Annotated in this window: 18 protein-coding genes and 1 pseudogene; 7 read left to right on the plus strand and 12 right to left on the minus strand. The window is 56.0% G+C overall.

Features of this window, described 5'->3' with window-relative positions:
• Positions 1–142: 142 nt before the first annotated feature.
• The 5 genes from K7B04_RS15430 to eamB form a co-directional block, all read right to left on the minus strand.
• Entirely contained in the window at positions 143–2,179 is a 2,037-nt protein-coding gene (locus tag K7B04_RS15430; RefSeq protein ID WP_223802438.1) for a TIM-barrel domain-containing protein, read from the minus strand.
• A gap of 7 nt (positions 2,180–2,186) precedes the next feature.
• A complete protein-coding gene (locus K7B04_RS15435) occupies positions 2,187–3,530 on the minus strand; it encodes a glycoside-pentoside-hexuronide (GPH):cation symporter (protein WP_223804175.1) in 1,344 nt (447 codons plus the stop codon).
• Positions 3,531–3,746: 216 nt separating this feature from the next.
• Positions 3,747–4,247, minus strand: a complete 501-nt coding sequence (locus tag K7B04_RS15440) for a YbaK/prolyl-tRNA synthetase associated domain-containing protein (RefSeq protein ID WP_223802439.1) — start codon at positions 4,245–4,247, stop codon at positions 3,747–3,749.
• An 11-nt stretch (positions 4,248–4,258) separates the two neighbouring features.
• Positions 4,259–5,749, minus strand: coding sequence for a diguanylate cyclase DgcJ (gene dgcJ / locus K7B04_RS15445; RefSeq protein ID WP_223802440.1), 1,491 nt, complete (start codon positions 5,747–5,749; stop codon positions 4,259–4,261).
• A gap of 176 nt (positions 5,750–5,925) precedes the next feature.
• Positions 5,926–6,510, minus strand: coding sequence for a cysteine/O-acetylserine transporter (eamB, locus tag K7B04_RS15450; RefSeq protein ID WP_223802441.1), 585 nt, complete (start codon positions 6,508–6,510; stop codon positions 5,926–5,928).
• 111 nt (positions 6,511–6,621) lie between these two features.
• On the opposite strand from eamB, the gene K7B04_RS15455 reads away from it, so the two are divergent.
• Positions 6,622–7,551 carry a LysR family transcriptional regulator gene (locus tag K7B04_RS15455; RefSeq protein WP_223802442.1) on the plus strand — a complete coding sequence of 310 codons (930 nt, stop codon included), beginning with the start codon at positions 6,622–6,624 and terminating at the stop codon, positions 7,549–7,551.
• Positions 7,552–7,596: 45 nt separating this feature from the next.
• Here the strand turns inward: K7B04_RS15455 and K7B04_RS15460 are convergent.
• Together K7B04_RS15460 and yeaG are read right to left on the minus strand one after the other, a co-directional pair.
• Positions 7,597–8,880 (minus strand): annotated as a pseudogene (locus K7B04_RS15460) (YeaH/YhbH family protein).
• Positions 8,881–8,992: 112 nt separating this feature from the next.
• Positions 8,993–10,927 carry a protein kinase YeaG gene (yeaG, locus tag K7B04_RS15465; protein ID WP_163445726.1) on the minus strand — a complete coding sequence of 645 codons (1,935 nt, stop codon included), beginning with the start codon at positions 10,925–10,927 and terminating at the stop codon, positions 8,993–8,995.
• Between the two features lie 436 nt (positions 10,928–11,363).
• Here yeaG and K7B04_RS15470 point away from each other — a divergent pair, with 436 nt between their 5' ends.
• Entirely contained in the window at positions 11,364–12,110 is a 747-nt protein-coding gene (locus tag K7B04_RS15470) for a MipA/OmpV family protein (RefSeq protein WP_167576145.1), read from the plus strand.
• Between the two features lie 192 nt (positions 12,111–12,302).
• On the opposite strand, the gene K7B04_RS15475 is transcribed toward K7B04_RS15470, so the two are convergent.
• Both K7B04_RS15475 and gapA read right to left on the minus strand, forming a co-directional pair.
• Positions 12,303–13,187 carry a D-hexose-6-phosphate mutarotase gene (locus tag K7B04_RS15475; protein WP_167576144.1) on the minus strand — a complete coding sequence of 295 codons (885 nt, stop codon included), beginning with the start codon at positions 13,185–13,187 and terminating at the stop codon, positions 12,303–12,305.
• Between the two features lie 81 nt (positions 13,188–13,268).
• Positions 13,269–14,264 (minus strand): glyceraldehyde-3-phosphate dehydrogenase, encoded by a 996-nt coding sequence (gene gapA, locus K7B04_RS15480; RefSeq protein ID WP_064546246.1) that lies wholly within the window; start codon positions 14,262–14,264, stop codon positions 13,269–13,271.
• 339 nt (positions 14,265–14,603) lie between these two features.
• Between gapA and msrB the strand changes: the two genes are divergently transcribed.
• Positions 14,604–15,017, plus strand: coding sequence for a peptide-methionine (R)-S-oxide reductase MsrB (msrB, locus tag K7B04_RS15485; RefSeq protein WP_163445720.1), 414 nt, complete (start codon positions 14,604–14,606; stop codon positions 15,015–15,017).
• A gap of 43 nt (positions 15,018–15,060) precedes the next feature.
• On the plus strand, positions 15,061–15,339 hold the full coding sequence (locus K7B04_RS15490) for a YeaC family protein (RefSeq protein ID WP_163445718.1): 279 nt from the start codon (positions 15,061–15,063) through the stop codon (positions 15,337–15,339).
• Here the strand turns inward: K7B04_RS15490 and K7B04_RS15495 are convergent.
• Complete coding sequence (locus K7B04_RS15495) at positions 15,336–17,264, minus strand: sigma-54-dependent Fis family transcriptional regulator (RefSeq protein ID WP_223802443.1); 1,929 nt, start codon at positions 17,262–17,264, stop codon at positions 15,336–15,338. The genes K7B04_RS15490 and K7B04_RS15495 overlap by 4 nt on opposite strands.
• Before the next feature lie 273 nt (positions 17,265–17,537).
• Here K7B04_RS15495 and ssuD point away from each other — a divergent pair, with 273 nt between their 5' ends.
• From ssuD to K7B04_RS15510, 3 genes are read left to right on the plus strand one after another with little or no spacing between them, the layout of a single operon-like run.
• Positions 17,538–18,710, plus strand: coding sequence for an FMNH2-dependent alkanesulfonate monooxygenase (gene ssuD / locus K7B04_RS15500; RefSeq protein WP_167576142.1), 1,173 nt, complete (start codon positions 17,538–17,540; stop codon positions 18,708–18,710).
• 10 nt (positions 18,711–18,720) lie between these two features.
• Entirely contained in the window at positions 18,721–20,106 is a 1,386-nt protein-coding gene (locus K7B04_RS15505) for an FAD/NAD(P)-binding protein (RefSeq protein WP_223802444.1), read from the plus strand.
• A 56-nt stretch (positions 20,107–20,162) separates the two neighbouring features.
• Positions 20,163–21,560, plus strand: coding sequence for an LLM class flavin-dependent oxidoreductase (locus tag K7B04_RS15510; RefSeq protein WP_167576140.1), 1,398 nt, complete (start codon positions 20,163–20,165; stop codon positions 21,558–21,560).
• Positions 21,561–21,617: 57 nt separating this feature from the next.
• On the opposite strand, the gene K7B04_RS15515 is transcribed toward K7B04_RS15510, so the two are convergent.
• On the minus strand, positions 21,618–22,871 hold the full coding sequence (locus K7B04_RS15515) for a glycoside hydrolase family 18 protein (RefSeq protein WP_223802445.1): 1,254 nt from the start codon (positions 22,869–22,871) through the stop codon (positions 21,618–21,620).
• Between the two features lie 161 nt (positions 22,872–23,032).
• On the minus strand, positions 23,033–23,674 hold the full coding sequence (gene pncA / locus K7B04_RS15520; RefSeq protein ID WP_223802446.1) for a bifunctional nicotinamidase/pyrazinamidase: 642 nt from the start codon (positions 23,672–23,674) through the stop codon (positions 23,033–23,035).
• Positions 23,675–23,682: the final 8 nt, after the last annotated feature.

A 23,682-nucleotide genomic window follows, 5' to 3' on the forward strand; every position in this document is an offset into this window, starting at 1 on the left:
AAGAGAAAAAGACAGCATTTCGTAGCCACGGCGTTGCGACGCTTAACCGGGCTACGTATTTTCGTTCATCTACTTTACGCAAGAAGCAGCGCGTAAACAGGTCTTTTTCAATCTTAGTAATGGATTTCAGGCATTTGCCTGATTATTTGACCAATACCGTGATTAACGGGCTGCCTTCGCGAATAAACAGAGGAATCGTCTCCAGCCCAGCCGCGACGGCGATCCGCTGCCCCCCCTGATAGCGCTCGCCATCAAGGCCAACCCAGGCGTTGCCGCTCGGTAACCAGACGTCGCGCTGACGCTGTCCTGCGTGCATCACCGGCGCGACCAGCAGGTCTTCGCCGAACAGATACTGATCCTCCGTCTGCCAGCTCTGCGGCTCGTCCGGGTAGTGCCAGAACAGCGGACGCATCAGGGGGTCGCCGTGGCGGTGCGCATTGTCATATAGCGCATCAATGTATGGACGCAGGCTTTCCCGCACTTCAAGCCAGCGTTGCATGATGGCGTAGTTTTCCTCGCCGTAGCTCCACAGCTCGTTTGGCGAGCCGCTGTCGCACTGCGGAATGCCGTTACGGTAGCTTTCCGGCGGCTGCACGCGCGGTTCACGATAGCCATGCATACGCAGCACCGGGCAAAATACGGCCCACTGGAACCAGCGAATCAGCAGTTCATGGAACGCCGGATCGTGAATATTGCCGCCCTGGAAACCGCCGATATCGGTAGTCCACCAGGGGATGCCCGCCAGCCCCATATTCAGCCCGGCCGCCAGCTGATTGCGGAAGGCGTGGAATGAAGAGTGCACATCGCCTGACCACGCCAGCACGCCGTAGCGTTGACTGCCCGCCCAGCTACAGCGCACCAGGTTGACGATATCGCGCTCGCCCGCCTCGCGCAGGCCATCATAGAAACCCTGGGCAAAATCGCGGGGATAACGGTTGCCAACTTCGAGCACCGGGCCCGCGTGATAGCGGTAGTTGTCAAAATCATAAGCGCGGTATTCCGGCTCTGCTTCGTCCAGCCAGAACAGCTTAATGCCGAGATCGTAGTAGTTTTTCTTCACTGTCTCCCAGACAAACTGGCGCGCCTGCGGGTGGGTAGCATCGAAGAAGGTGGTATTGCCCATAAAGTCGAGATTGACCTGTACGCCCCGGTCACTGGTGACCAGCCAGCCTTTGGCCTTCATCTGTGGGAACAGCGGACTGCGCGCTTCAACCGTCGGCCAGACTGAGACCATCAGCTTGATGCCCAGCGATTCCAGTTCGTCGACCATCGCCTGCGGGTCCGGCCAGTCAACCGGGTCAAAACACCAGGTTCCCTGGTTCGGCCAGTGGAAAAAGTCGATAACCATGACCGACAGCGGCAGGTTGCGTCGACGATATTCACGGGCAACCTCCAGCACTTCCTGCTGATTGCGGTAGCGCAGCTTGCACTGCCACAGCCCGCTGATAAATGCCGGGGCAGGCGGCGGCGTGCCGGTTGCGCGTGCGTACTGGCGAGTAACCTGAGCGACGCTATCGCCCGCGGTGATCCAGTAGTCCATCTCTTCGGTGACGCGCGCCGTCCACTCGGTGTGGTTTTTTGCAAGCCGCGCTTCCCCGATGGCCGGGTTGTTCCACAGCAGGCCGTAGCCGAAGCTGGACTGTAAAAAGGGCACGCTGGCCTGAGAGTTGCGCTGGGCAAGCTCCAGCGAGCAGCCTTTGAGATCCAGCCACGGCTGCTGGTACTGGCCCATACCGTACAGCCGCTCACCGTCGCGGGATTCAAAGCGTACCGTGAGCTGGTATTTGCCGCCGGGCAGCGGTTTAAATTCGCGGCCGTCCAGCTTCAGGGCGCTGACGTATTTGTCCTGGCTCTTCTCACTGGCGCCAATCCCAACGGTTGAACGCTGACGCCACATCTCTTCCAGCAGCAGCTCGCCGCGTTGGTTATAAAACGCCAGTTGTCCTTTGAGGTTCAACTCCGCGCGAATGTTGCCGTGAGTTAAGGTCAGCATTTCCGCATCCTGCGCAATGACGGCCTGTCCGCTGGCCTGTGGTAACAGCGCGTTCAGTTCGTGATTGAACGACGGAGCGCAGGTGGCACGTACGCGCAGGCTGTTTTCTCCCCACGGCTCAATGCGCAGGATCTGTCGTTCAAAACGCCATTCAATAGCGTTAGCGTGCTGGATTAATTCGCTCATGGTTGGCTCATCCTTTAACGAGAGATTGGGTTTTCGCGAGATTGATTTCCTGCATGGTGTGGTCGTCGAGTTTGTACCAGCGCAGGGTGATGAATGCGCCGAGCGACAGCAGCCCCGGCACCACGGTAAAGAGCGCGACGATGCAGTGCATCGCCAGCGGCGTTTGCTCCGCCGCGTTGGCGACGTAGCCGCTGAAGCCGAGCGTCCAGCCGACGATGGCCCCGCTCAGCGCCATACCCAGCTTAAGTACGGCCAGGAAGGTCGAGAAAATAATACCGTCCATGCGCTTGCCCTGACGCCATTCGCCGTAGTCGGCGACGTCAGCCATCATGACCCACATCAGGGTAGTCGTAGACTGATAAAGGGTGGAGACGATAAAGGTGAGCGGAACCAGCACCAGGACCGCTTTCGGCGCGAAAAACAGACCGATGCTCAACAGCCCCGCCAGTATGGAACAGTAGCCAAACATCTGTACCTTATTGGCGTTGCGGGTCAATCGTTTCGCCAGCAGGCTGCCGGCGGCCTTGCCGATGATATGCGCGGCCAGCATCCACATAAAGTAGGCGGCGTTACCGAGGTAGTAGGTGACGAAATACATCATCGCGCCCAGGCGGATAACGCCGAAGCCAATGTTGGTCATCACCAGCACGGCGACAACGCGCCACTGGTCATTGCGCAGCAAATCGCGCAGTTCCGCGAGGTAGTTATTGTGGGTGGCGGGGGCTTTAATGCGCTCGCGGGTGTTGGCAAAGCAGAACCAGAACATGATGACCGCGGCGCTGGCCATAATCGCCATTGCCCAGCGATAGCCAGCCAGTTTATCCGCGCCACCGAGATATTCGGCCAGCGGCATCATAAAGAACGTCGACATCGCGCCGCCGAGGGTCGCCAGGAAAAAGCGCCAGGACTGCAGCGAGATACGTTCGTCGTTATCCGGGGTGATCACCGCGCCCATCGAACAGTAGGGAATGTTGATGGCGGTATACATCAGCATCATAAAGGTGTAGCTGACGCTGGCAAAAATCATTTTGCCGGACATATCCAGCGACTGCGGTACGGCGTAAGTCAGCAGGCAGCTAACACCAAACGGCAGGGCCAGCCACAGCATCCACGGGCGAAATTTACCCCAGCGGGAACGCGTGCGGTCGGCCATGTAGCCCATTGCCGGGTCGATGATGGCGTCGGCGGTGCGGGCCAGTAAGAACATGGTGCCGACAAAGGCGGCCGGTAGGCCCACCACGTCGGTATAGTAGAAGGTTAAGAAGATAATGACGTTATCCAGCCCGATGTGGCTGGCCATGTCGCCCAATCCATAGCTGATCTTTTCTTTACGGGTAACTTTTGTATTCATCATGTCACCTGGTGTCGTTAAAGTACGATTGTGGGGAAAGACGCCATATAGTGTGGATGGGAGCGGGGAGTTAACAATTGCGATATTCCGTATTACGTTTACGTAAACTGCTTTACGTGATACCGGTAACAAAAAGTGCGTAACACGAACGCAACGATTCATTCACCGGATTAATATCCGGCAAATGAAGGGTTAAGTCAGATTGAAGAGAGGGCGTCAGGACTGACGGCGGAAGGCAACCAGCTCCGGCTGGGCAATACGCAGGTAGTCGGCGGTGTTGAGAATGACCGATTTTTCCAGGCTACCGGCGTTAAAGGCTATCTCGTTAAAGCGCTCAAACAGCAGCGGGTCGGCAATGAGTCGCAGCGCGCGATGAAAGCTAAAGGGCGGGATAGCGCCAAAAACGCAGGCGGTCAGCGCGTCCACTTCGGCGGGGCTTGCCAGCGAGGCCTTCAGGCCGCCGACATACTGCGCGAGGCGCGACAGATCGGCCTGCTGGTCAGCGGCGAGAATCGCCAGTATGTGCTGGTTCACGCCGTTGCCCTTCACCTTGCACACCAGCGCTTTGGCCCCCTGGCCCAACGCGGTGCCGCGTATTTCTGACACGGCTTCACATTTTCCTACCGCTTCATGCTCCATGACTCGATAGCACGCCTGCTGCTCATCGAGCAGGGCCAGCAACCGCTGGTGGATATTGGATGATACTGGCTCAATCATGTTTTTCTCCCCTAATGCTGCCAGGTGTCGTGATGGCGTTGCTTCTTTTGCTGGTACAGACGTTGGTCGGCAATTTCCATCGCGCCGTCGAGATTGTCCCCGACGCACATTTTATAGGCGCCCCACGAGAAGCTGACGCGATTATCGTCGTCGATAAGCGCCAGTTGTTCTTTGATGCGCTGTGGAATTAACTGCGCGTCCTTCTCGTCGTAGTCCACCAGAATAATGCAGAACTCGTCGCCGCCAAGACGCACGGCATAGTCGCTTTTGCGTACCGTCGCGGAGATGGCCTGCGCCAGCATGATAATCGCCCGGTCGCCTTCGTTGTGTCCCCAGGTGTCATTAATGTGCTTCAGTTTATCGAGATCCAGCGCGATGATCACGACGCTCGCGCCCTGTTCGGTCAGCCGCTGAAGGCGCATGCTTTGCACCGGTGAGAGGATTTTACGGTTATACAACCCGGTGAGCGAATCGCTGATGTTCTCTTTACTGACCATCCGATAAAGGCGGAAATGGGTGCGTACCAGGTGCAGCAGTACTGCTGTCGTTAGCAGGTAGAAGAGGAACAGCTTCCAGGAGCTGAGCAGGAAATACATCACGTCCAGCGACAGCACCACGTGCATGTTTTCCGCCAGCGGGCGCGAGTAGTTGACGTAGCTCAGCAAATGCGCCGCGCTGCGATGGACCTCGATATTGGCGTTGTTGTCGGAATCGGTAAACGAAATATCGAGGTAACGCCAGACCAGCGGGCGATCGCGGGTGTAGAAAATTTCTCGCATATCCTGATGCGACAGGTCGACCATGACAATACCTTTCAACTGCTCCTGGCGATAAACCGGCGTCAGAAAAGTTAAGATATTCTTACGAGTGAAGGTGTCGACATAAATACTGGAGACCACCGTACGGCCAAGAAATAAATTCTCCAGACTGGCCGATGAAATTCCCAGACGTGCGCCATAAAGAAAATTCCAGCTGGTTAAAGTTGGGTCTTTAATTACGACTGGTGAATTAAAATAAATATATTGATTCACCAAATCAATATAATAGCGAAAACGCTTTTCCGGTCTGAGATCGTCAGGCAGTAGGGGATTCCAGACAATATCGTTGGTAATTGCGCTATCAAACGCCTCAAGCATGGGGAGGTCCTGGACCCACTGCGAGCAGGGCGTTTTGCCCGCAGTTAATGAACCTTTGAGCGGTGAGTAGCTGTGGCCGTCAATGTTCAGACCGACAACATCGCCCAAGCGCTGCACGCTGTCACAAGCTCTCGTGGCCGCATCAACGGTAGGGGCTTCATCCATCTTTCGCGAGAGTTGCGAGATAATCAGCTGGTTCTGATATTTATCATAGAGAAAGGCCGATTCTCCTTTGTCTATGATATATCGCATATAATCCGTCATATCCCGATGACTTGAGATCAACTCATAGATCAGATATGAGGATGTCAGTATTACCACGCCGGATGAAATCACGAAGCGGAGTATTTTGTTTTGCAGTTTCATGGCGAAATTATATGTTCTTCCGTGTAATGGGAAATTTTACCATGTGCGGGGCGCTATCACTAGTGAAGCATTAGCTATGAGAATGTATTACAAATATTGGATGAGGACGACCTGTGACGAGGCTGCTGATTTATCTCCTTTTATTCCCCATTCCTCGTCACGTTTTGCACGAGAGGTCAGAAAAACATCCTGATGGCACAATACACCAGCAGCAGCGCCAGGATGATATTCACACTCCGACCATGCCGGCGAAACAATGACTGGAATAGATGACCAGCCAGCGCCCAGATCAGATTCCCCAGACTGCCAATCACTGCCAGCAGCACGCTGACAGCGATGACCCAGAACATATCCTGCGTGTAGGGTAATACGAACGCAGACAGCGCCGTAATGCCATATAGAATAATCTTCACGTTGGCAAACTGCAGGCCAAAACTGAGCCAAAAGCCCAAAGGCTGCGTATTGGCTTCTGCTGTGGATGAGCTGGTCGCTATTTTCCATGCCAGCCAGAGTATATACGCGGCACCTATCCACACCAGCCATCGGGTGACGGATGGCATCACGCTGATCAGCGCATAGGTAAACAGACCGCAAAGGAGCATCAGCACCAGAAAGCCAGCGCTCATGCCGGCGAGGACGCGAACACTACGGCGTAAACCATGCTGATTGACCGAACTTAACGCGAGGATATTGTTAGGCCCGGGCGTCAGGGCGGTAATGAGGGTATAGGTTAAAAAGCTGCTGATGATGAGAGTGGTCAATTGTATTCTCCTTGTTTCTGCTGCATATTAGCCGCGTAAAAACATTCAAAAAAGCGAATGTTTTAAATTTCAGGCTTTCATTTTTTCGATGTATTTGCGTGAGAGGAATCTATGGATTTGCGTCGTTTCATCACCTTTAAAACGGTTGTTGAAGAAGGGTCGTTTGCTCAGGCCGCGCGCAAGCTATGCTGCACGCAATCTACCGTCACTTTTCAGATCCAACAGTTGGAACAGGAACTGTCATATTCGGTATTTGAGAAAGTGGGGCGCCGAATGGTTCTCACGCCAGCGGGGAAATTGCTCCTGCCAAAGGTAAGAGAACTGACGCGTGTGCTGGAGGGGATTCGGCAGATCGCCGATCGCGAGGAAGAGATCGCTGGGGACCTTCGGGTGATGGTTGGGGAAACCTTACTCGCCTACAAAATGCCTGAGGTTCTGAAACTGCTGAGGATTAAAGCGCCAAAAGTGCGTCTTTCTCTTCAGTCGGTAAACTGTTATGCCATTCGGGACGCGTTGCTCAACGATAATACGGATCTGGGCGTCTTTTACCGCGTGGGTCATGATGAGGCGTTGCACAAGGAATATTTTGGCCAACAGGAATTGGTACTGGTGGCATCCCCAGAGCTGCAGGGCGTTGATTTCACCAGAAAGAATCAGCATATTCCGCTCAGCTTCATTATCAATGAACCGCAGTGCGTTTTCAGGCAACTCTTCGAATCGACGCTCCGCGAAAGAAAGATTACGTTAGACAACACGATTGAGCTGTGGAGTATTGAGAGCATTAAACGCTGCGTGGCCAGCAATCTGGGCATCTCATTTCTGCCACTTTTCAGCGTATTGCGGGAACTGGAATCCGGTGAATTGATAACGCTTCCTTTTTCCGCAATGCCGATGACGATAACGGCACTTTGCGCCTATCACGCCGACAGAACCCTGAGTCCCGCGATGGAGATATTCATTGACTGCATGCGACAGTGTTTAGGGGAGGCGGAATCTGAATGCCTGGGGGAATTATCTCCCCATCTTGACGTCACGTCATAGGTAAAGAAATCAGCCAGAAAACAAGTTAACTGGCTGATTTTTTTATTAATCCTTGATGGTGTCGCCCTGCTTATGGAACAGCTCGCGGAAGACCGGGTAAATATCCTCCTGATCGCGGATGTGCTGAATGGCAAAGTTATCAAACGTCTGCTGCAGGTGCTCGTACTCACGCCACAGGGTCTGATGGGCCCGACGGGTGATTTCGATATAGCTGTAGTAGCGCACCACCGGCAGAATTTTCTTCGCCAGAATTTCGTGGCACAGCGGTGAGTCATCTGCCCAGTTATCGCCATCCGACGCCTGCGCCGCGTAGATATTCCACTGCGCCGGGTCGTAACGCGCTTTCACCACCTCATCCATCAGCTTCAGCGCGCTGGAAACGATGGTGCCGCCCGTTTCCTGAGAGTAGAAGAACTCATGCTCATCCACCTCTTTGGCCTGGGTGTGGTGACGAATGTAGACCACTTCGACGTTTTTATAGGTTCTGCTCAGGAACAGATAGAGCAGGATATAAAAGCGTTTCGCCATGTCTTTGGTGGACTGATCCATCGAACCGGAGACGTCCATCAGGCAGAACATCACGGCCTGGCTGGAAGGCTCTGGCCGTTTCTCGTAGTTTTTGTAGCGTAAGTCAAAGGTGTCGATAAACGGCACGCGGTCGATCTTCGCCCGCAGGTCAGCAATTTCTTTGCGTAACCGCTCCTCTTCCAGCAGCTGCGCTGGCTCGCTTTTCGCCACTTCATCCAGGGTGGCTTCCAGCGCGTGCAGCTCGCGGCGCTTGCCGGCCGTCATGGCGGTACGGCGGGCAAGGGAGTTTTGCAGCGATCGCACGACGCTGATATTGGCGGGCACGCCGTTAGAGGTGAAGCCCGCGCGGTGGGTTTTAAACTCGGTTAACTGGCGCTGCTGATTCCGTTTGAGATTGGGCAACGCCAGATCCTCAAACAGCAGATCCAGATACTCATCTTTGGAAATCTGAAACACAAATTCGTCCTGACCTTCGCCGTCGGCGCTGGCCTGGCCCTGTCCGCTACCGCCACCCCCGCCGCCGCCCTGAGGGCGCTAGATGCGATCGTTTTGTACAAAGTGGTCGTTACCGGGATGCACCCGATGGCGTAATCCTCCGCGTCCCTGATGGAACATAGGTTCGCTAATATCATCCGTCGGAATAGAGACGGATTCGCCGCTATCGATGTCGGTCACCGAACGCTTGTTGATGGCCTCGGAGATCGACTGTTTTATTTGCGCTTTATAACGGCGCAAGAAGCGCTGGCGGTTAACCGCGCTCTTGTTTTTGCCGTTCAGACGCCGGTCAATAAACCAGGTCATATATCCCTCCCGTACTGCATGTGCCAACTTGCAGCGCCTGTAAGTGCCGGAAACGCCGGCCTACGGGACATTGTTGTAGGCCCGGTAAGCGCACGCGCCACCGGGCAGATTATTAAGACGACTTACGCACCCGCAGGTACCACTCGCACAGCAGGCGAACCTGCTTGCGGGTATAGCCTTTTTCCATCATCCGATCGACAAAATCATCGTGTTTTTTCTGCTCATCGGTTGAGGTTTTCGCATTGAAAGAAATGACCGGCAGCAGCTCTTCGGTATTGGAGAACATTTTCTTCTCAATCACCGTGCGCAGCTTCTCATAGCTCGTCCAGTTCGGGTTGCGGCCGTTGTTGTTGGCGCGGGCGCGCAGCACAAAGTTGACAATTTCGTTACGGAAGTCTTTCGGGTTGCTGATCCCGGCAGGCTTCTCAATTTTCTCCAGTTCAGCGTTCAGCGACTCGCGGTCGAACAGCTGGCCGGTATCCGGGTCGCGATATTCCTGATCCTGAATCCAGAAGTCCGCATAGGTGACATAACGATCAAAAATGTTCTGCCCGTATTCGGAATAGGATTCGAGGTACGCGGTCTGGATCTCTTTGCCGATAAACTCAGCGTATTTCGGGATCAGATAGCCTTTCAGGAATTCCAGATAGCGTTCCGACTGCTCCTGCGGGAACTGCTCGCGCTCGATCTGCTGCTCCAGCACGTAGAACAGATGCACCGGGTTGGCCGCCACTTCCGCGTGGTCGAAGTTAAACACCCGCGAGAGGATTTTAAAGGCGAAACGCGTCGACAGACCGTTCATCCCTTCGTCCACGCCCGCGTAATCACGATACTCCTGATACGACTTGGCTTTCGGGTCGGTATCTTTCAGGCTTTCACCGTCATAGACGCGCATTTTCGAGTAGATGCTGGAGTTTTCCGGCTCTTTCAGACGCGAAAGAATCGAGAAGCGCGACAGCGTTTCCAGCGTGCCCGGCGCGCATGGCGCATGGGTCAGCTCACTGTGATTAAGCAGTTTCTCGTAAATCTTGATCTCTTCGGAGATCCGCAGGCAGTAAGGCACCTTGACGATATAAACACGGTCGAGGAAGGCCTCGTTGTTTTTGTTGTTACGGAAGGTCACCCACTCCGATTCGTTCGAGTGCGCGAGGATAATGCCGTTGAACGGCAGGGCGGAGATCCCTTCAGTGCCGTTATAGTTACCTTCCTGAGTCGCGGTCAGCAGCGGATGCAGCACCTTAATGGGCGCTTTAAACATCTCGACGAATTCCATGATCCCTTGGTTGGCGCGGCACAGCGCGCCGGAGTAGCCGTAGGCGTCCGGGTCGTTCTGCGCGTAGTGTTCCAGTTTACGAATATCGACCTTACCGACCAGCGCCGAGATATCCTGGTTGTTCTCGTCGCCCGGTTCGGTTTTGGCAATCGCAATCTGCTCGAGAATTGACGGCCACACTTTAACCACACGGAATTTGGTGATGTCGCCACCAAACTCGTGCAGGCGTTTCGCCGCCCACGGCGACATGATGGTGCCGAGATAGCGGGTAGGCACGCCGTACTCTTTTTCCAGAATCTGCGCGTCTTCCTGCGGGTTGAACAGACACAGCGGATGGTCGTTTACCGGGCTGCGTTCGCCGTTGGCGCTCAGCACGTAGATAGGCACCCGCTGCATCAGCGATTTCAGACGTTCAGCCAGCGATGATTTACCGCCGCCGACCGGGCCCAATAAGTAGAGGATTTGTTTTTTCTCTTCCAGTCCCTGGGCGGCGTGTTTCAGATAGGAAACAATCTGCTCAATGGCTTCTTCCATGCCGTAAAACTCTTCGAACGCCGGGTAGCGCCCGATGACTCGGTTCGAAAAGAGACGGGAAAGCCGCGGTTCCTGGGCGGTATCAACCATTATCGGCTCGCCAATAGCCGTTAATAGCCGTTCTGCCGCGTTAGCATAGGCACTGCGATCCTGCTTACATACAGCAAGAAACTCCTGCAGTGTGAACTCTTCGTCCTTGGCAGCTTCATAGCGCTGGCGATAGTGATCGAATATATTCATGGCATGCCGTCCTTTCGTTTTTTAGCACAGGTTAAGAGCCGTTGGTATGAATAATGGAGGCTCCCGGAAGAGGTAAGCCGAACGACGCTCAACCTTGACCCAGCAACCTGTGTGCCAGGTTGTTGGACAATAAGCAATGACGCTCGCGGCAATTACACCTTCTAAAAATAAGCGTAGATGGCATTTGCAAAACTTGCATGGCGATAAAATCGATTTTCAATGACATATCAATAACTCATCAAAAAATACGGGCATTAAATCTTTTCATCTTTTTTCTTCTTTCATATAGCTGTCACGTATTTGCAAGCCGGTTGCCATCTTTGGCAGAGATAATGGCAAGTCATAATGTGTAATTACAGGTAAAAAATTTGTCGTAGGGCCATGTGGAAGGTAAACTTTCGCCGCTGATACGTTGAATAAAAAGGAATTACAGATTGTGAATCGAATCAAACTTCTAACGCTAGGGGTCCTGATTGCCACTTCGGCTACTGCGGTACAGGCTGAAAGTAAGTTCACGCTGGGCGCGGGCGTGGGGATCGTTGAGCATCCTTACAAGCAGTACGACCATGATGTGTATCCCGTTCCGGTTATTAGTTACGAAGGGGACAACTTTTGGTTCCGTGGCTTAGGCGGCGGTTATTACCTGTGGAATGACGGTACCGACCAACTGTCCCTGACGGCTTACTGGTCGCCGATGTACTTCAAACCTGGCGACAGCGACAACAGCCAGTTGCGTAAACTGGATCGCCGTCAGTCGACGATGATGGCCGGTGTTTCATGGTTCCATCACACGCAGTACGGTTCCTTGCGCACAACGCTTGCGGGCGATACGCTGGATAAAAGCAACGGTCTGGTCTGGGACCTGGGCTGGGTTTACCGCTATACCAACGGCGGTCTGACCCTGACGCCGGGCATCGGCGTTGAGTGGAATAGCGATAACCAGAACGAGTACTACTACGGTGTATCCCATCGTGAATCGGCGCGTAGCGGCCTGCGCAGCTATAGCCCGGATAGCAGCTGGAACCCGTATCTGGAACTGACCGCGAACTATCGCTTCGCCGGCAGCTGGAGCGTATACGGTACTGCGCGTTATACCCGTCTGTCTGACGAAATTACCGATAGCCCGATGATTGATAAGAGCTGGACCGGCCTGCTGTCTACCGGTATCACCTACACCTTCTAATCGTCAGTGTTGATGATCGACAAAGGCTCGCCTTCTGGCGGGCTTTTTTTATGCACTGAAATCGGGCGGCGCTGACCGGGTGCACAATGATGGTGCATCCAATTGGGGCAAACCTGGGAGAGGTCTTGCTGGACGAGGTGACGGTGTTGACGAAAACCCGGCGTCGCATGGCGACGACGGGTTTTCCGGTCATTAACGTTTTGCGACTTTGATCGTCTGCGACAAACGCGCCGGTTTGTCTTCGGTCGCTTTCTGAGGTGCGCTGGCGCACGCGGTTTCGACGCACACGAAGGTTTTGTAACCGTCATCCGGCATGTCGGTCATGCTGACGGAAAGCGCCGGGCCTGGGTTCCAGCCCACCACGTTGACGTGGTGATGGTGGATAACGTCGATCGCACGCTTCAGCGAGGCGTCGTGGATGACGCTGCAGGCTTCCGGATTCAGGTAGACGCGGTCGGTGCGGTCCGGGAAGGTCTGCACGCCGTCGCTCAGCTCGCCGATTTCGGCATTCTGCACTTTATCGATGTAACGGTCGCCCAGGCCGCTCACTTTAACTGCATGAATATCACCGACGTTGAAGTAAGTGTGCAGCGCCGTGGTGGTTTCAAATTCGCCGTGCGCTTCCAGCTCCATCTCGCAGGTGTGACCCAGCTTGAATCGGGCCAGCAGGCTGAACTCATGCGGCCAGTACTGGCGGGTGGCATCACTGCTTTTCAGTTCGAAGGTTAACACCACGCCGTTATCGTCTTCATTGTGCGCTTTCAGCTCCCACGGCAGATTACGGGCAAAACCGTGAGCCGGGAAACCTTGCTGCGCCGCCGGGCCGAACCAAGGCCAGCAGATCGGTACGCCACCGCGAATGGCAACGCCGTTTTTGAACGGTGTGTTACCGCTAAGCCACAGCACTTCTTCTTCACCTTCCGGTTTCCAGGAGAGCAGGTGAGCGCCCTGGAAGGCCACGGAGGCTTTCACTTTTGGGTGGTTGACAACGATAACGTCCAGCTCATCCAGCTGGCGACGAGAGAGCACAGGGGTAAGCTGTTCGATAACCGGGAGAGCGAAAATTGTCTTAATCATAATGCAATCCTTGGTGTTGAAAACGTAATCATAAAAAAAGGCGACCGAAGTCGCCTTTTTGGATCAGGTTCTCATCTCAACTTATTTGGAGATGTGAGCGATCAGGTCCAGAACTTTGTTGGAGTAACCAGTTTCGTTATCGTACCAGGAAACCAGTTTCACGAAGTTGTCGTTCAGAGCGATACCTGCTTTAGCATCGAATACGGAAGTGCAAACTTCACCGTTGAAATCAGTAGATACAACGTCGTCTTCGGTGTAACCCAGAACGCCTTTCATTGGGCCTTCGGAAGCAGCTTTGATTGCTTTCTTAATTTCTTCGTAAGAAGCAGCTTTTTCCAGACGAACGGTCAGGTCAACTACGGATACGTTCGGGGTAGGAACGCGGAACGCCATACCGGTCAGTTTGCCGTTCAGTTCTGGCAGTACTTTACCTACAGCTTTAGCAGCACCGGTAGAGGACGGGATGATGTTCTGAGCTGCGCCGCGGCCGCCGCGCCAGTCTTTGTGAGACGGGCCATCAACGGTTTTCTGAGTTGCGGTGGTCGCGTGAACAGTAGTCATCAGACCTTCGATGATGCCGAAGTTGTCGTTGATAACTTTTGCCAGCGGAGCCAGGCAGTTGGTGGTGCAGGATGCGTTGGAAACGATGTCCTGGCCTTCGTATTTGTCAAAGTTAGCGCCTTTAACAAACATCGGAGTGTTGTCTTTAGACGGACCAGTCAGAACCACTTTTTTCGCGCCAGCAGTGATGTGCTTACGAGCGGTTTCGTCGGTCAGGAAGATACCGGTTGCTTCAGCAACTACGTCAACACCAACTTCGTCCCATTTCAGGTTAGCCGGATCACGTTCAGCGGTAACACGGATTTTTTTACCGTTTACGATCAGATGACCGTCTTTCACTTCAACGGTACCGTTGAAACGGCCGTGAGTGGAGTCATATTTCAGCATGTAAGCCATGTAGTCTGCGTCTAACAGATCGTTGATTGCAACGATCTCGATGTCAGAACGTTCCTGAGCAGCACGGAAAACAATGCGACCGATACGGCCAAAACCGTTGATACCTACTTTGATAGTCATATATTCCACCAGCTATTTGTTAGTGAATAAAAGGTTGCCTGTAAAATTACAAAAACCTTACGCAGCGTCAAGCGGAATCGTGTCAATCATTGCGACAAATCAATCTGCTGCCTAAGCTTTGCACGACTAACCTGTCTCACTCTTCCTATGAGCTAGAAACCACATGAGGGCGGCGCCGGGAATTTTAAAGGGCACGCGAGATAAAAATGTGATGAGTGTCACAATTACCCCGCTGCCTTTTCACGCCGATTAAGTTTAGAACAAAAGTTCACGCTTCATTGTTAATGTTTTGTTAGAATCGCCTGGCAAATGTATTTTTCATAGCGAGATGTGAGCAAAATGGTGAACAAACCTTCCCCGGATGACCTGAAAAATACCCTGAGTGAAATGCAGTTCTATGTCACGCAGAAACATGGCACAGAGCCGCCGTTTACCGGGCGTTTACTGCACAACAAGCGCGATGGTATTTACCACTGTCTGGTGTGCGACGCGCCGCTTTTTCACTCCCAAAGCAAGTATGATTCCGGATGCGGCTGGCCGAGTTTTTATGAGCCGGTGAGCGAAACCGCCATTCGGTATCTCAATGATTACTCCCACGGCATGCAACGTACTGAAATTCGTTGCGGAAATTGTGATGCGCATCTGGGGCACGTCTTTCCCGATGGCCCACAGCCAACCGGTGAGCGTTTTTGCGTCAACTCTGCGTCGCTCAGCTTCACGGATGACGAAAATGGTGACTCCACCAAAGGCTGAAGAAACGATTCAGCAAATTATTCCACAGGAGAGGGGGCTGAGCATGAATATTGAGCAAATGATCGACAACATGACGCCGGAGATTTATCAGCGTTTAGCCACCGCGGTGGAGCTGGGAAAATGGCCGGATGGCGTGGCGCTGACCGACGAACAAAAAGAGAACTGCCTGCAGCTGGTGATGCTCTGGCAATCGCGCAATAACCGCGACGCGCAGCATATGACCATTGATACCAACGGCCAGATGGTGATGAAGAGCAAGCAGCAGTTGAAGGAAGACTTCGGTATTGCACCGAAGCCGATTGCGACGTTTAAGCAGCACTAAGCGGCTGCCCACGGCTCGATAAGTCGTTCTCTGGCGTACCACATCGCTTCTCTGACCGCGACGGGCCTGCTCAGCAGGCCCAGCGCGTAAAAGCGGTCGGCGATGGTCTGCTGTGCGCGGATGGCCTGCATATCCATTTCTCGCGTCTGATGGCTGCGACGCGCCAGTGCACAGGCCAGCGATGCGGTGTCCAGCCCCAGTTCTCCCGCCAGCAGTTGCGCCGCCTCGAGGCGATGCCGGTCAATAAATTTCCCCGTTTTCACCAGTGCCGCCACCACACCGGCGATAATTTCCTCGTTCTGCTGCGCATACTGGCGGCGGGTGAGATAGAACTGATGGTTGCTGACGCGGCCCTCGCCGGTCGCCAGCACGCGCAGCGTCCCGCTGCGTTCAGCGGCGCTCAGTACCGGGTCCCACATCATCCAGGCATCGGCGGACAGATAGTCGCTGGCGGTAAGCGGGTATTTTGGCGGCGCGTAGACGATCTTAACGTCATCCAGACCCAGCCCAGCTTCTTCCAGCAACTGCACCAGCAGCCAGTGCACGTTCGAACCCTTGTTCAGCGCAATACGCTTTCCCCGTAGTTGGGCGAGTGAGCGTATATCGCTGGCGTTGGGCACGACCATGGCCACACTCCGCGGCGCCGGTGGCTCCCAGGCCACATACAGAAGCGCGTTGTCCTTCGCCTGCGCGAAAATAGGGGGCGCTTCGCCGGTGGTGCCAAAGTCAATTTCGTTGTGACTGAGCGCCTGTAGCAGCTGCGGGCCGGCCGGATATTCGCTCCACATCACGTTAATCCCCAGATCAGCGAAATTCTGCTCCAGCAGCTGACGCGCCTTCAGCACGCCCAGATTGCCAAACCGCTGGTAGCCAATCCGCAGTTCGCGCTCACGCGGCGTGGTCGGTGGCAACTCTCCAGGCTTACGCCGTTGCTTAATGACGCCCAGATGCGCCAGCTGTGTGCGCAACGTATGGCGGCTGACGCCAAGCAGCTGTGCGGCCTGGCTCTGATTATTTTGGCTTTGACTCATTGCCGCCTGAATCATGGCGCGCAGCATACGGTCGTACAGCGCGCCGCTGTGGGCCAATAGCTGACGGCGCATAAACTCTCCCAGTTCATCGTGTTGCGCAGGCGATGAGGAGGGCGCCGAGATCGCAGAGGCGAGGCGAAGATGCTCAGGGCCCAGTTCCACATCCGGATTCAGCAGTACCGCATTGTGCAGGGTATTTTCCAGCTCGCGAATGTTCCCCGGCCACGGATAGTCCTGCAGCAGCGCAAGCGCCTGCCCGGAAAGCCGCTGCGCCGGACGCCCAAGTCGGCGCGCGTAAAGCTGCACGAAATGGTGCGCCAGAACTGGGATATCCTGCCGGCGCTGGCGTAACGGCGGCAGGGTCACGGCGGCGATATTCAGGCGATAGAAGAGATCTTCGCGAAAACGACGCTCCTGAATGGCGCGTGCCAAATCGACATGTGTCGCCGCCACGACCCGCACGTTAATGCGAATGGGTTTGTGGGAGCCGACGCGGGTAATCTCCCGCTCCTGGAGGACGCGCAGCAGCTTCACCTGCAACGACAGACTCAGCTCGCCAATCTCATCCAGTAGTAACGTTCCGCCTTCCGCGGCCTCAAACCAACCCTGGTGAGTATGCGTTGCGCCGCTGAATGCGCCTTTCTCATGGCCAAACAGCTCTGACTCGGCCAGCGACTCGGTCAACGCGCCGCAGTTAACGGCGAGGAAAGGCCCGTTTGCCCGTGGGCTATGCCGGTGCAGATAACGGGCGACCACCTCTTTGCCGGTCCCCGTTTCCCCGACGATCAGCACCGTGGCGTCGGTGGGGGCGAGGCGCGCCAACACCTTCTGAAAGGCCTGTGAGGCCGGGTCGACCAGCGCCGGCCCGGATAATGTGAGTTCTGCGTTGAGCATCGGAATTCTCCAGCAAGTTCATGTCTGGACGGTATCTGTTGGCGGCGTAAGTTTCCAGAGGGGGGAGGCGCGTGGTTGTCGCCATTGCGGCAGCGGATGCCGTTAGGGTGTTGCATTTGCAACAGTTTCTGAAAATCAATATTTCGGTTAATTAATTGATAGTTAAGGATATTTTTTCTTCTGAAAATTGGCATGTATTTCGCAAACTCCTTTATAACTGACGAAGATAACCGCTTCGATAAATACCAAATATAGTTATAAAGGAAATGGATAATGACAGTACAAGCCGCTGAACAAATCAATGTCTTCTGGTTCTTACCCACCCACGGCGACGGGCGGTATCTGGGCACCACCGAAGGCGGTCGTCCGGTGGATCTCCCTTATCTGCAACAGGTGGCGCTGGCGGCGGATAGCCTCGGCTATTACGGCGTACTGATCCCCACGGGCAAAAGCTGCGAAGACTCCTGGCTGGTGGCCGCCGCGCTGGCGCCGATTACCCGTCATTTGCGCTACCTGGTGGCCGTACGTCCCGGACTTCAGCCGCCCACGCTGGCGGCGCGGATGGCCGCCACGCTGGACCGCCTCTCGGAAGGGCGTCTGCTGATCAACGTGGTGACCGGTGGCGATCCGGTGGAGAACAAAGGCGACGGTATTTTCCTCAGCCACAGCGAACGCTATGAAGTGACCCATGAATTTCTGGAGGTGTACCGTCGCCTGCTGGCCGGTGAAAAGGTGGACTATCACGGTACGCATATTCAGGTTGAGGGGGCGGAAGTGCTGTTCCCGACGGTACAGCGCAATGGCCCGCCGCTGTACTTTGGCGGTTCCTCGGCGGAGGCGATTGACGTTGCCGCCGACCATATCGATGCCTATCTGACCTGGGGGGAGCCGCCGGCGCAGGTGGCGGAAAAGCTGGCGGTCGTGAAAGCCCGGGCGGAAGAGAAGGGGCGTCAGCTGGAGTACGGTATTCGTCTGCATGTGATTGTGCGCGAGACGGAGGAAGAGGCGTGGGCCGCCGCCGATAAGCTGATTGCACACCTGGATGATGACACTATCGCTCAGGCGCAGCAGATTTTTGCCCGCATGGACTCCACCGGACAGGCGCGTATGAGCGCGCTGCACAACGGAAATCGCGACAAGCTGCGGATTGCACCCAACCTGTGGGCGGGCGTCGGGCTGGTTCGCGGCGGCGCAGGGACCGCGCTGGTGGGAAATCCTCAGCAGGTTGCCGAACGTATCCGCGAATATCAGGCGCTGGGAATCACCAACTTTATTTTCTCCGGCTATCCGCATCTGGAAGAAGCGCACCGCTTCGCCGAGCTGGTGATGCCGCTGCTGCCGACCAGCACCCAGCCGCGTTCCGCGAAGGGGCAAGTTAACACCGGGCCGTTTGGCGAGACCATCGGTGGGGCGAAACGGCCTGTCCCGCAGGCGAGCGCCAGCTGAGGAGTTTGCGATGTCACGACCAGAAAGCGAACCGCATATTGTGATTGTCGGGGGCGGATTCAGCGGCGCGGCCGTTGCCCTTCATTTGTTGCGCGAGTCGCGCCGCGCCCTGCGCATTAGCGTGGTGGAGCCGCGTCCCGCGCTTGGGTTTGGGGTGGCCTACTCGGCAACCGATCCCGCGCATCGAATCAACGTTCCCGCCGCGCGCATGCAGCTGGCGGGTGACGACGACGGCGCATTTGACCGTTGGTATCGTCGACATGGCGATTTTCCGCAGGACCCTCAGGCACAGCTGGTGGACGGAAGCGTCTACCCGCAGCGTGGCGCATTTGGTCGCTACGTCCAGGAAAATCTGGCACAGGCGATAAAAGCGCACCGCGGCAGCCTGACCCATATACGGGATCGCGCGGCGGGCTGGCATGACGGGTGCGTGATCACCGCCGAGGGGCAGCGGCTGCGCGCCGATGGTCTGGTGCTGGCGGTGAGTCACCCGCCGCCACGCTTGCCGACGGTGGTCCAGCACGTCGCTCAGCACCCACGACTGATTGCGAACCCCTGGCGGGCTGGTGCGCTGGCGGCCATTCCGCTGAACGCGCGGGTCGCCATTATGGGCACGGCGCTGAGCATGGCAGATGTCGTGGCGACGCTGCATCGTCAGGGGCATCAGGGAACAACGCTTGCTTTCTCACGCCATGGATTACTCTCCCGAGCCAACGCGCCGCTCGCCGCATCGGCGTGGCAGGCCAGCTATCAGACGGGCACATTACGCCAGCGCCTACGGCAGATTCGCGCGGATATCCCGCGGGCGGCGGCGCAGGGGTTGCCCTGGCAGGCCGTTCTGGATGCCGTACGCAGTCAGGGCCAGACGATCTGGCAGCAGCTTACTGAGGCTGAAAAGCGACAGTTTTTACGTCACCTCCGTCGCTTCTGGGATGTGCATCGCTACCGTATTGCGCCGCAGGTGGCGCAAGCCATCGCGGAAAAACGAGCGGACGGCACTTTTCGCTCGCTGGCGGCGCGGCTACAGGCGCTGACGGTTGAAGGCGAGGCATTTCGCCTTCAGTTGGCGCAGCGCAGCGGGGGCACCGTGTGGCAAGAGGTTGACTATCTGGTGCTCACCACCGGGCCAGACCATGCCGATTTAGTGGCGAGCCAGCCGTTTCTGGCGGCACTGCATCAGGATGGGCAGATTCGCCCGGATTCGCTGGGCATGGGCATTGAGGTTAACGCGCAGTCGCAGGCGGTTGGCGCTTCTTCGCGCATATGGGTTGCCGGCCCGGCGGCGCGCGGGCGATTCGGCGAACTGATGGGACTCCCGCAGGTGGCGGAGCATGCCCGGCAGGTCGCGCAAACGGTGCTGCAAACCCTGACGAGCCGTCAGAACGTGACGGCCTGAACCCCGAGATAAACGCATTATTGTGCCGGTAATAACCGGGCGCAGGAGAGATTGTTATGTCATCACAACGTGAAATTCGTCTGAATGCTTTTGATATGAACTGTGTCGGCCACCAGTCGCCGGGGCTGTGGGCGCACCCGCGCGATCGCTCCTGGCAGTATAAAGATCTGGATTATTGGGTCGATCTGGCGCGTCTGCTGGAGCGCGGAAAGTTTGACGGTCTGTTTATTGCCGACGTGCTGGGCGTGTACGATGTCTATAACGGCAACGGTGACGCGGCGATTCGTCAGGCGGCTCAGGTGCCGGTAAACGATCCGCTGGCGCTGGTCACCCCGATGGCGCTGGTGACGGAGCATCTGGGCTTTGGCTTGACCGCCTCGCTGTCATTTGAACACCCCTATCCGTTTGCTCGCCGTCTCTCGACGCTGGATCACCTGACCAAAGGCCGCGTAGGCTGGAATATCGTCACCTCGTATCTGGAAAGCGGCGCGCGCAATATCGGCCAACAGGCGCAAACGGCGCACGATGCCCGCTACGACTATGCCGATGAGTATCTGGAGGTTATCTACAAACTGCTGGAAGGCAGTTGGGAAGAGGGGGCGATTCTGCGCGATCGTGAACGGCGCATTTTCAGCGATCCGAGTAAAATTCACGCCATTAATCATCATGGCAAATTCTTTGATGTGCCGGGCTATCACCTGTGTGAACCGTCGCCGCAGCGCACGCCGGTGCTGTATCAGGCGGGCGCGTCCAGCCGCGGCAAACAGTTCGCCGCCAGCCATGCCGAGTGCGTGTTTGTGGCTTCGCCGTCAAAAAGCGCGCTGAAAAAGACCGTGGCGGACATTCGCCGCCGCGCGGCGGAGGCCGGTCGCGATCCGCACAGTATTCTCATTTTCAATATGCAAACGGCGATCGTCGGCGAGACGGATAAGGCCGCGCAGGCGAAGTGGCAGGAGTATAAAAACTGGACCAGCTACGAAGGCGCATTGGCGCTGATCTCCGGCTGGACGGGCATCGATTTCGGGCAGTATCAGCCGGATGAAGTGTTTACCTATGCCAAAACCAATGCGATTCAGTCGGTGGTCGATACCTTCTCCACCGCCGACCCGGATAAACAGTGGTCGGTTAAAGCCATGGCCGAATGGGTCGGTATCGGCGGTTTTGGTCCGCTGATTGTTGGCAGCGCCGAAACGGTCGCCGATGAGCTGCAGTCGTGGGTGGAGGAGACGGACGTGGATGGCTTCAATCTCGCCTACGCGGTAACGCACGAGACCTTTACCGATGTGGTCGAGCTGTTGATTCCGGAGCTGCAAAAACGCGGCGTCTATAAGCGCGAGTACAGCCAGGGGACGTTACGTGAAAAGCTGTTTGGCGGTAGCGCCAGGCTTCAGGCTCCACACCCGGGCGCGGGGTACCGTATTCATGAACAAAGCGGGATTTTAACGCCGGTGTAATGCTGGCCAATTAACGATAACCCGGCCAGGTCGCCGGGTTATCGTCTCGGGTTGACCTTAGTGTTTAATCCCCAGTGACTCCGCCAGCTGCTTCGCCAACTGGTTATTGTCGTCCGCGCCGTACTCCCAGAACATCGCGCCCGCTAGCCCTTTGCTCTTGATATAGTCCGCTTTAATGCTGACCGAACGCGGATTCTCGTAGGAGAGCGCGAACAGCGGTTTGCCCTCCGCCGATTGCACCGACAGCCACGGAACCTTCGCCTGGTCATCCCAGTGCTCGGTAAAGCGCTTCTGCGGGTCGTTCAGCAGCTTGCTGACAATGTCGTTGTATTTCACGTAGGTGTCTTTGCTGAGGTCGACGCCGAGTGATTTAAACAGCGCCACTTCCTGTGCGCCGAAGTAAGGCTGAGTCACCGGATTTTTCTGCGCGTCCGGCTTGCTCCAGTCGATACCCGGTTCCAAGCTACGTTTTGGCACGCGGCCATAGAAGCCAATCCCCAGGTTCATCTGGCTGGGTTTTAAACCGGCGGCGAGATAGTTATTGACCACGAAATCGGCGCTGTATTTATCGGCCTGCGCCACCGTTGGCCACTGCGTTGAGTCGTACAGGTTCGAGTTAAAGTACTGGGTGCCGTACGCCATGTCGTAGGTCATCAGGTTGATGTAATCCAGCAATGGCGCGATGGCTTTAACGTCAACCCAGCTTTTCGGACTTTCGGCGTTAGCGCCGACGGCAATGGTCACCAGCTTTTTATTGCCAAACGCCGCGCGCAGCTCTTTGAGCAGGGTGGTGAAGTTATCGCGGTCCGCCGGCTGGCTTGCCACCAGACCCCACGCCCCGTTGACCGGATATTCCCAGTCGAGATCGATGCCATCGAGGCCGTATTTTTCGACCACTTCCTGCGCCGAGCGGATGAACACAGCCCGTGCTTCCGGCGTGGCCGCCGCGCCGGAGAAGCCGCGCGCGCCCCAGCCGCCGACCGACAGCAGCACTTTCAGATTCGGGTTTTGCTTACGCAGTGTCGGTATTTTGGCTAAATCGGACTGTACCTTCGGCGATAACCAGATTTGATGCAGCTTCGCGGGGTCCTTTAACGCGTCGTTGGTTTCGTCTTTCTCGTCGTTGTAGATAAGGCCAAACGAATAATTGAGGTGGGTAATTTGTCGGACGTCCAGCTTATCGATATCGCCGCCCGGCCCGGCGGTGACGTCTCCGCCGCCGTTGAAGTAGCCAACGGACATCAGGGAATTCGCGGAAACAACCGAGGCGCAGAGCAGGGGTAATGCTGCCAGCAAAGGCAAAAGTTTCATACACGGTCCTCTTTGACATTAAAAAAGCAAACACGCCACGGAAATGGCGTGGCGAAAAAACAACCGATTAAACATAGCATTGCCGTTGAGGCAAATCTGAGAGGTGGTTCACGAGGGGGAGGGAATTGTAGGCCGGATGGCGCTCATCCGGCACTACGGGGTTAGCGCTGAATTTCCAGCCAGTCATCCAGCGTATACAGCGTCGCGCCCTCTGCCGCCATTTCCATAAAGGCGTGAGCGCTATCCTGCGGCTGAATGTTGACGCCGCGACAGCCGTCGGTAATCACGTTGACCGCATAGCCAAGCTGGAGAGCGTCCAGTACGGTGAACTTCACGCAGTAGTCGGTAGCCAGCCCGAGAACGGTCAGTTCGTCAATCGCCTGGTCGCGCAGCCAGGCGTCCAGCCCGGTCTTCTGCCGATGACCGTTGTCGAAAAAGGCGCTGTAGCTGTCGATGTTGACGCTCTCGCCCTTGTGGAACACCGCGTCGACCGCGTTGTGCGCCAGCAGCGGATGAAACGCCGCGCCATCGCTGTTTTGCACACAGTGATCCGGCCAGAAGGTCTGCGCCAGGCCGTCGAGCGTTCCCTGGCTGTAAGGTTCCACGCCGTGCTGGCTGGCAAAGCTGCCATGGTTAGCGGGATGCCAGTCCTGGCTGGCGACCACCGGTTCACCGCGGGTTTTTGCTTCAGCGATTAGCACATTGGCGACATCAATCGTGCTGTCGCCATCGGCCACGGCAAGGGCGCCGCCCGCACAGAAATCGTTCTGTAAGTCGACTAATAACAGCGCGCGTTTGCTCATCACTCTCT

This window comes from Kluyvera sp. CRP, from assembly GCF_019930565.1.
In the GTDB taxonomy this organism is placed as follows: Bacteria; Pseudomonadota; Gammaproteobacteria; order Enterobacterales; family Enterobacteriaceae; genus Kluyvera; species Kluyvera georgiana_A.

Bases quoted from the DNA above. Each gene is read 5' to 3' on its own strand.
- K7B04_RS15440 (WP_223802439.1), bottom strand. From the start codon at position 4,247: ATGATTGAGCCAGTATCATCCAATATCCACCAGCGGTTGCTGGCCCTG.
- ssuD (WP_167576142.1), top strand. From the start codon at position 17,538: ATGACAGTACAAGCCGCTGAACAAATCAATGTCTTCTGGTTCTTACCC.
- K7B04_RS15430 (WP_223802438.1), bottom strand. From the start codon at position 2,179: ATGAGCGAATTAATCCAGCACGCTAACGCTATTGAATGGCGTTTTGAA.
- K7B04_RS15455 (WP_223802442.1), top strand. From the start codon at position 6,622: ATGGATTTGCGTCGTTTCATCACCTTTAAAACGGTTGTTGAAGAAGGG.
- gapA (WP_064546246.1), bottom strand. From the start codon at position 14,264: ATGACTATCAAAGTAGGTATCAACGGTTTTGGCCGTATCGGTCGCATT.
- K7B04_RS15495 (WP_223802443.1), bottom strand. From the start codon at position 17,264: ATGCTCAACGCAGAACTCACATTATCCGGGCCGGCGCTGGTCGACCCG.
- dgcJ (WP_223802440.1), bottom strand. From the start codon at position 5,749: ATGAAACTGCAAAACAAAATACTCCGCTTCGTGATTTCATCCGGCGTG.
- msrB (WP_163445720.1), top strand. From the start codon at position 14,604: ATGGTGAACAAACCTTCCCCGGATGACCTGAAAAATACCCTGAGTGAA.
- K7B04_RS15515 (WP_223802445.1), bottom strand. From the start codon at position 22,871: ATGAAACTTTTGCCTTTGCTGGCAGCATTACCCCTGCTCTGCGCCTCG.
- K7B04_RS15510 (WP_167576140.1), top strand. From the start codon at position 20,163: ATGTCATCACAACGTGAAATTCGTCTGAATGCTTTTGATATGAACTGT.
- K7B04_RS15505 (WP_223802444.1), top strand. From the start codon at position 18,721: ATGTCACGACCAGAAAGCGAACCGCATATTGTGATTGTCGGGGGCGGA.
- K7B04_RS15435 (WP_223804175.1), bottom strand. From the start codon at position 3,530: ATGAATACAAAAGTTACCCGTAAAGAAAAGATCAGCTATGGATTGGGC.
- yeaG (WP_163445726.1), bottom strand. From the start codon at position 10,927: ATGAATATATTCGATCACTATCGCCAGCGCTATGAAGCTGCCAAGGAC.
- K7B04_RS15475 (WP_167576144.1), bottom strand. From the start codon at position 13,187: ATGATTAAGACAATTTTCGCTCTCCCGGTTATCGAACAGCTTACCCCT.
- pncA (WP_223802446.1), bottom strand. From the start codon at position 23,674: ATGAGCAAACGCGCGCTGTTATTAGTCGACTTACAGAACGATTTCTGT.
- K7B04_RS15490 (WP_163445718.1), top strand. From the start codon at position 15,061: ATGAATATTGAGCAAATGATCGACAACATGACGCCGGAGATTTATCAG.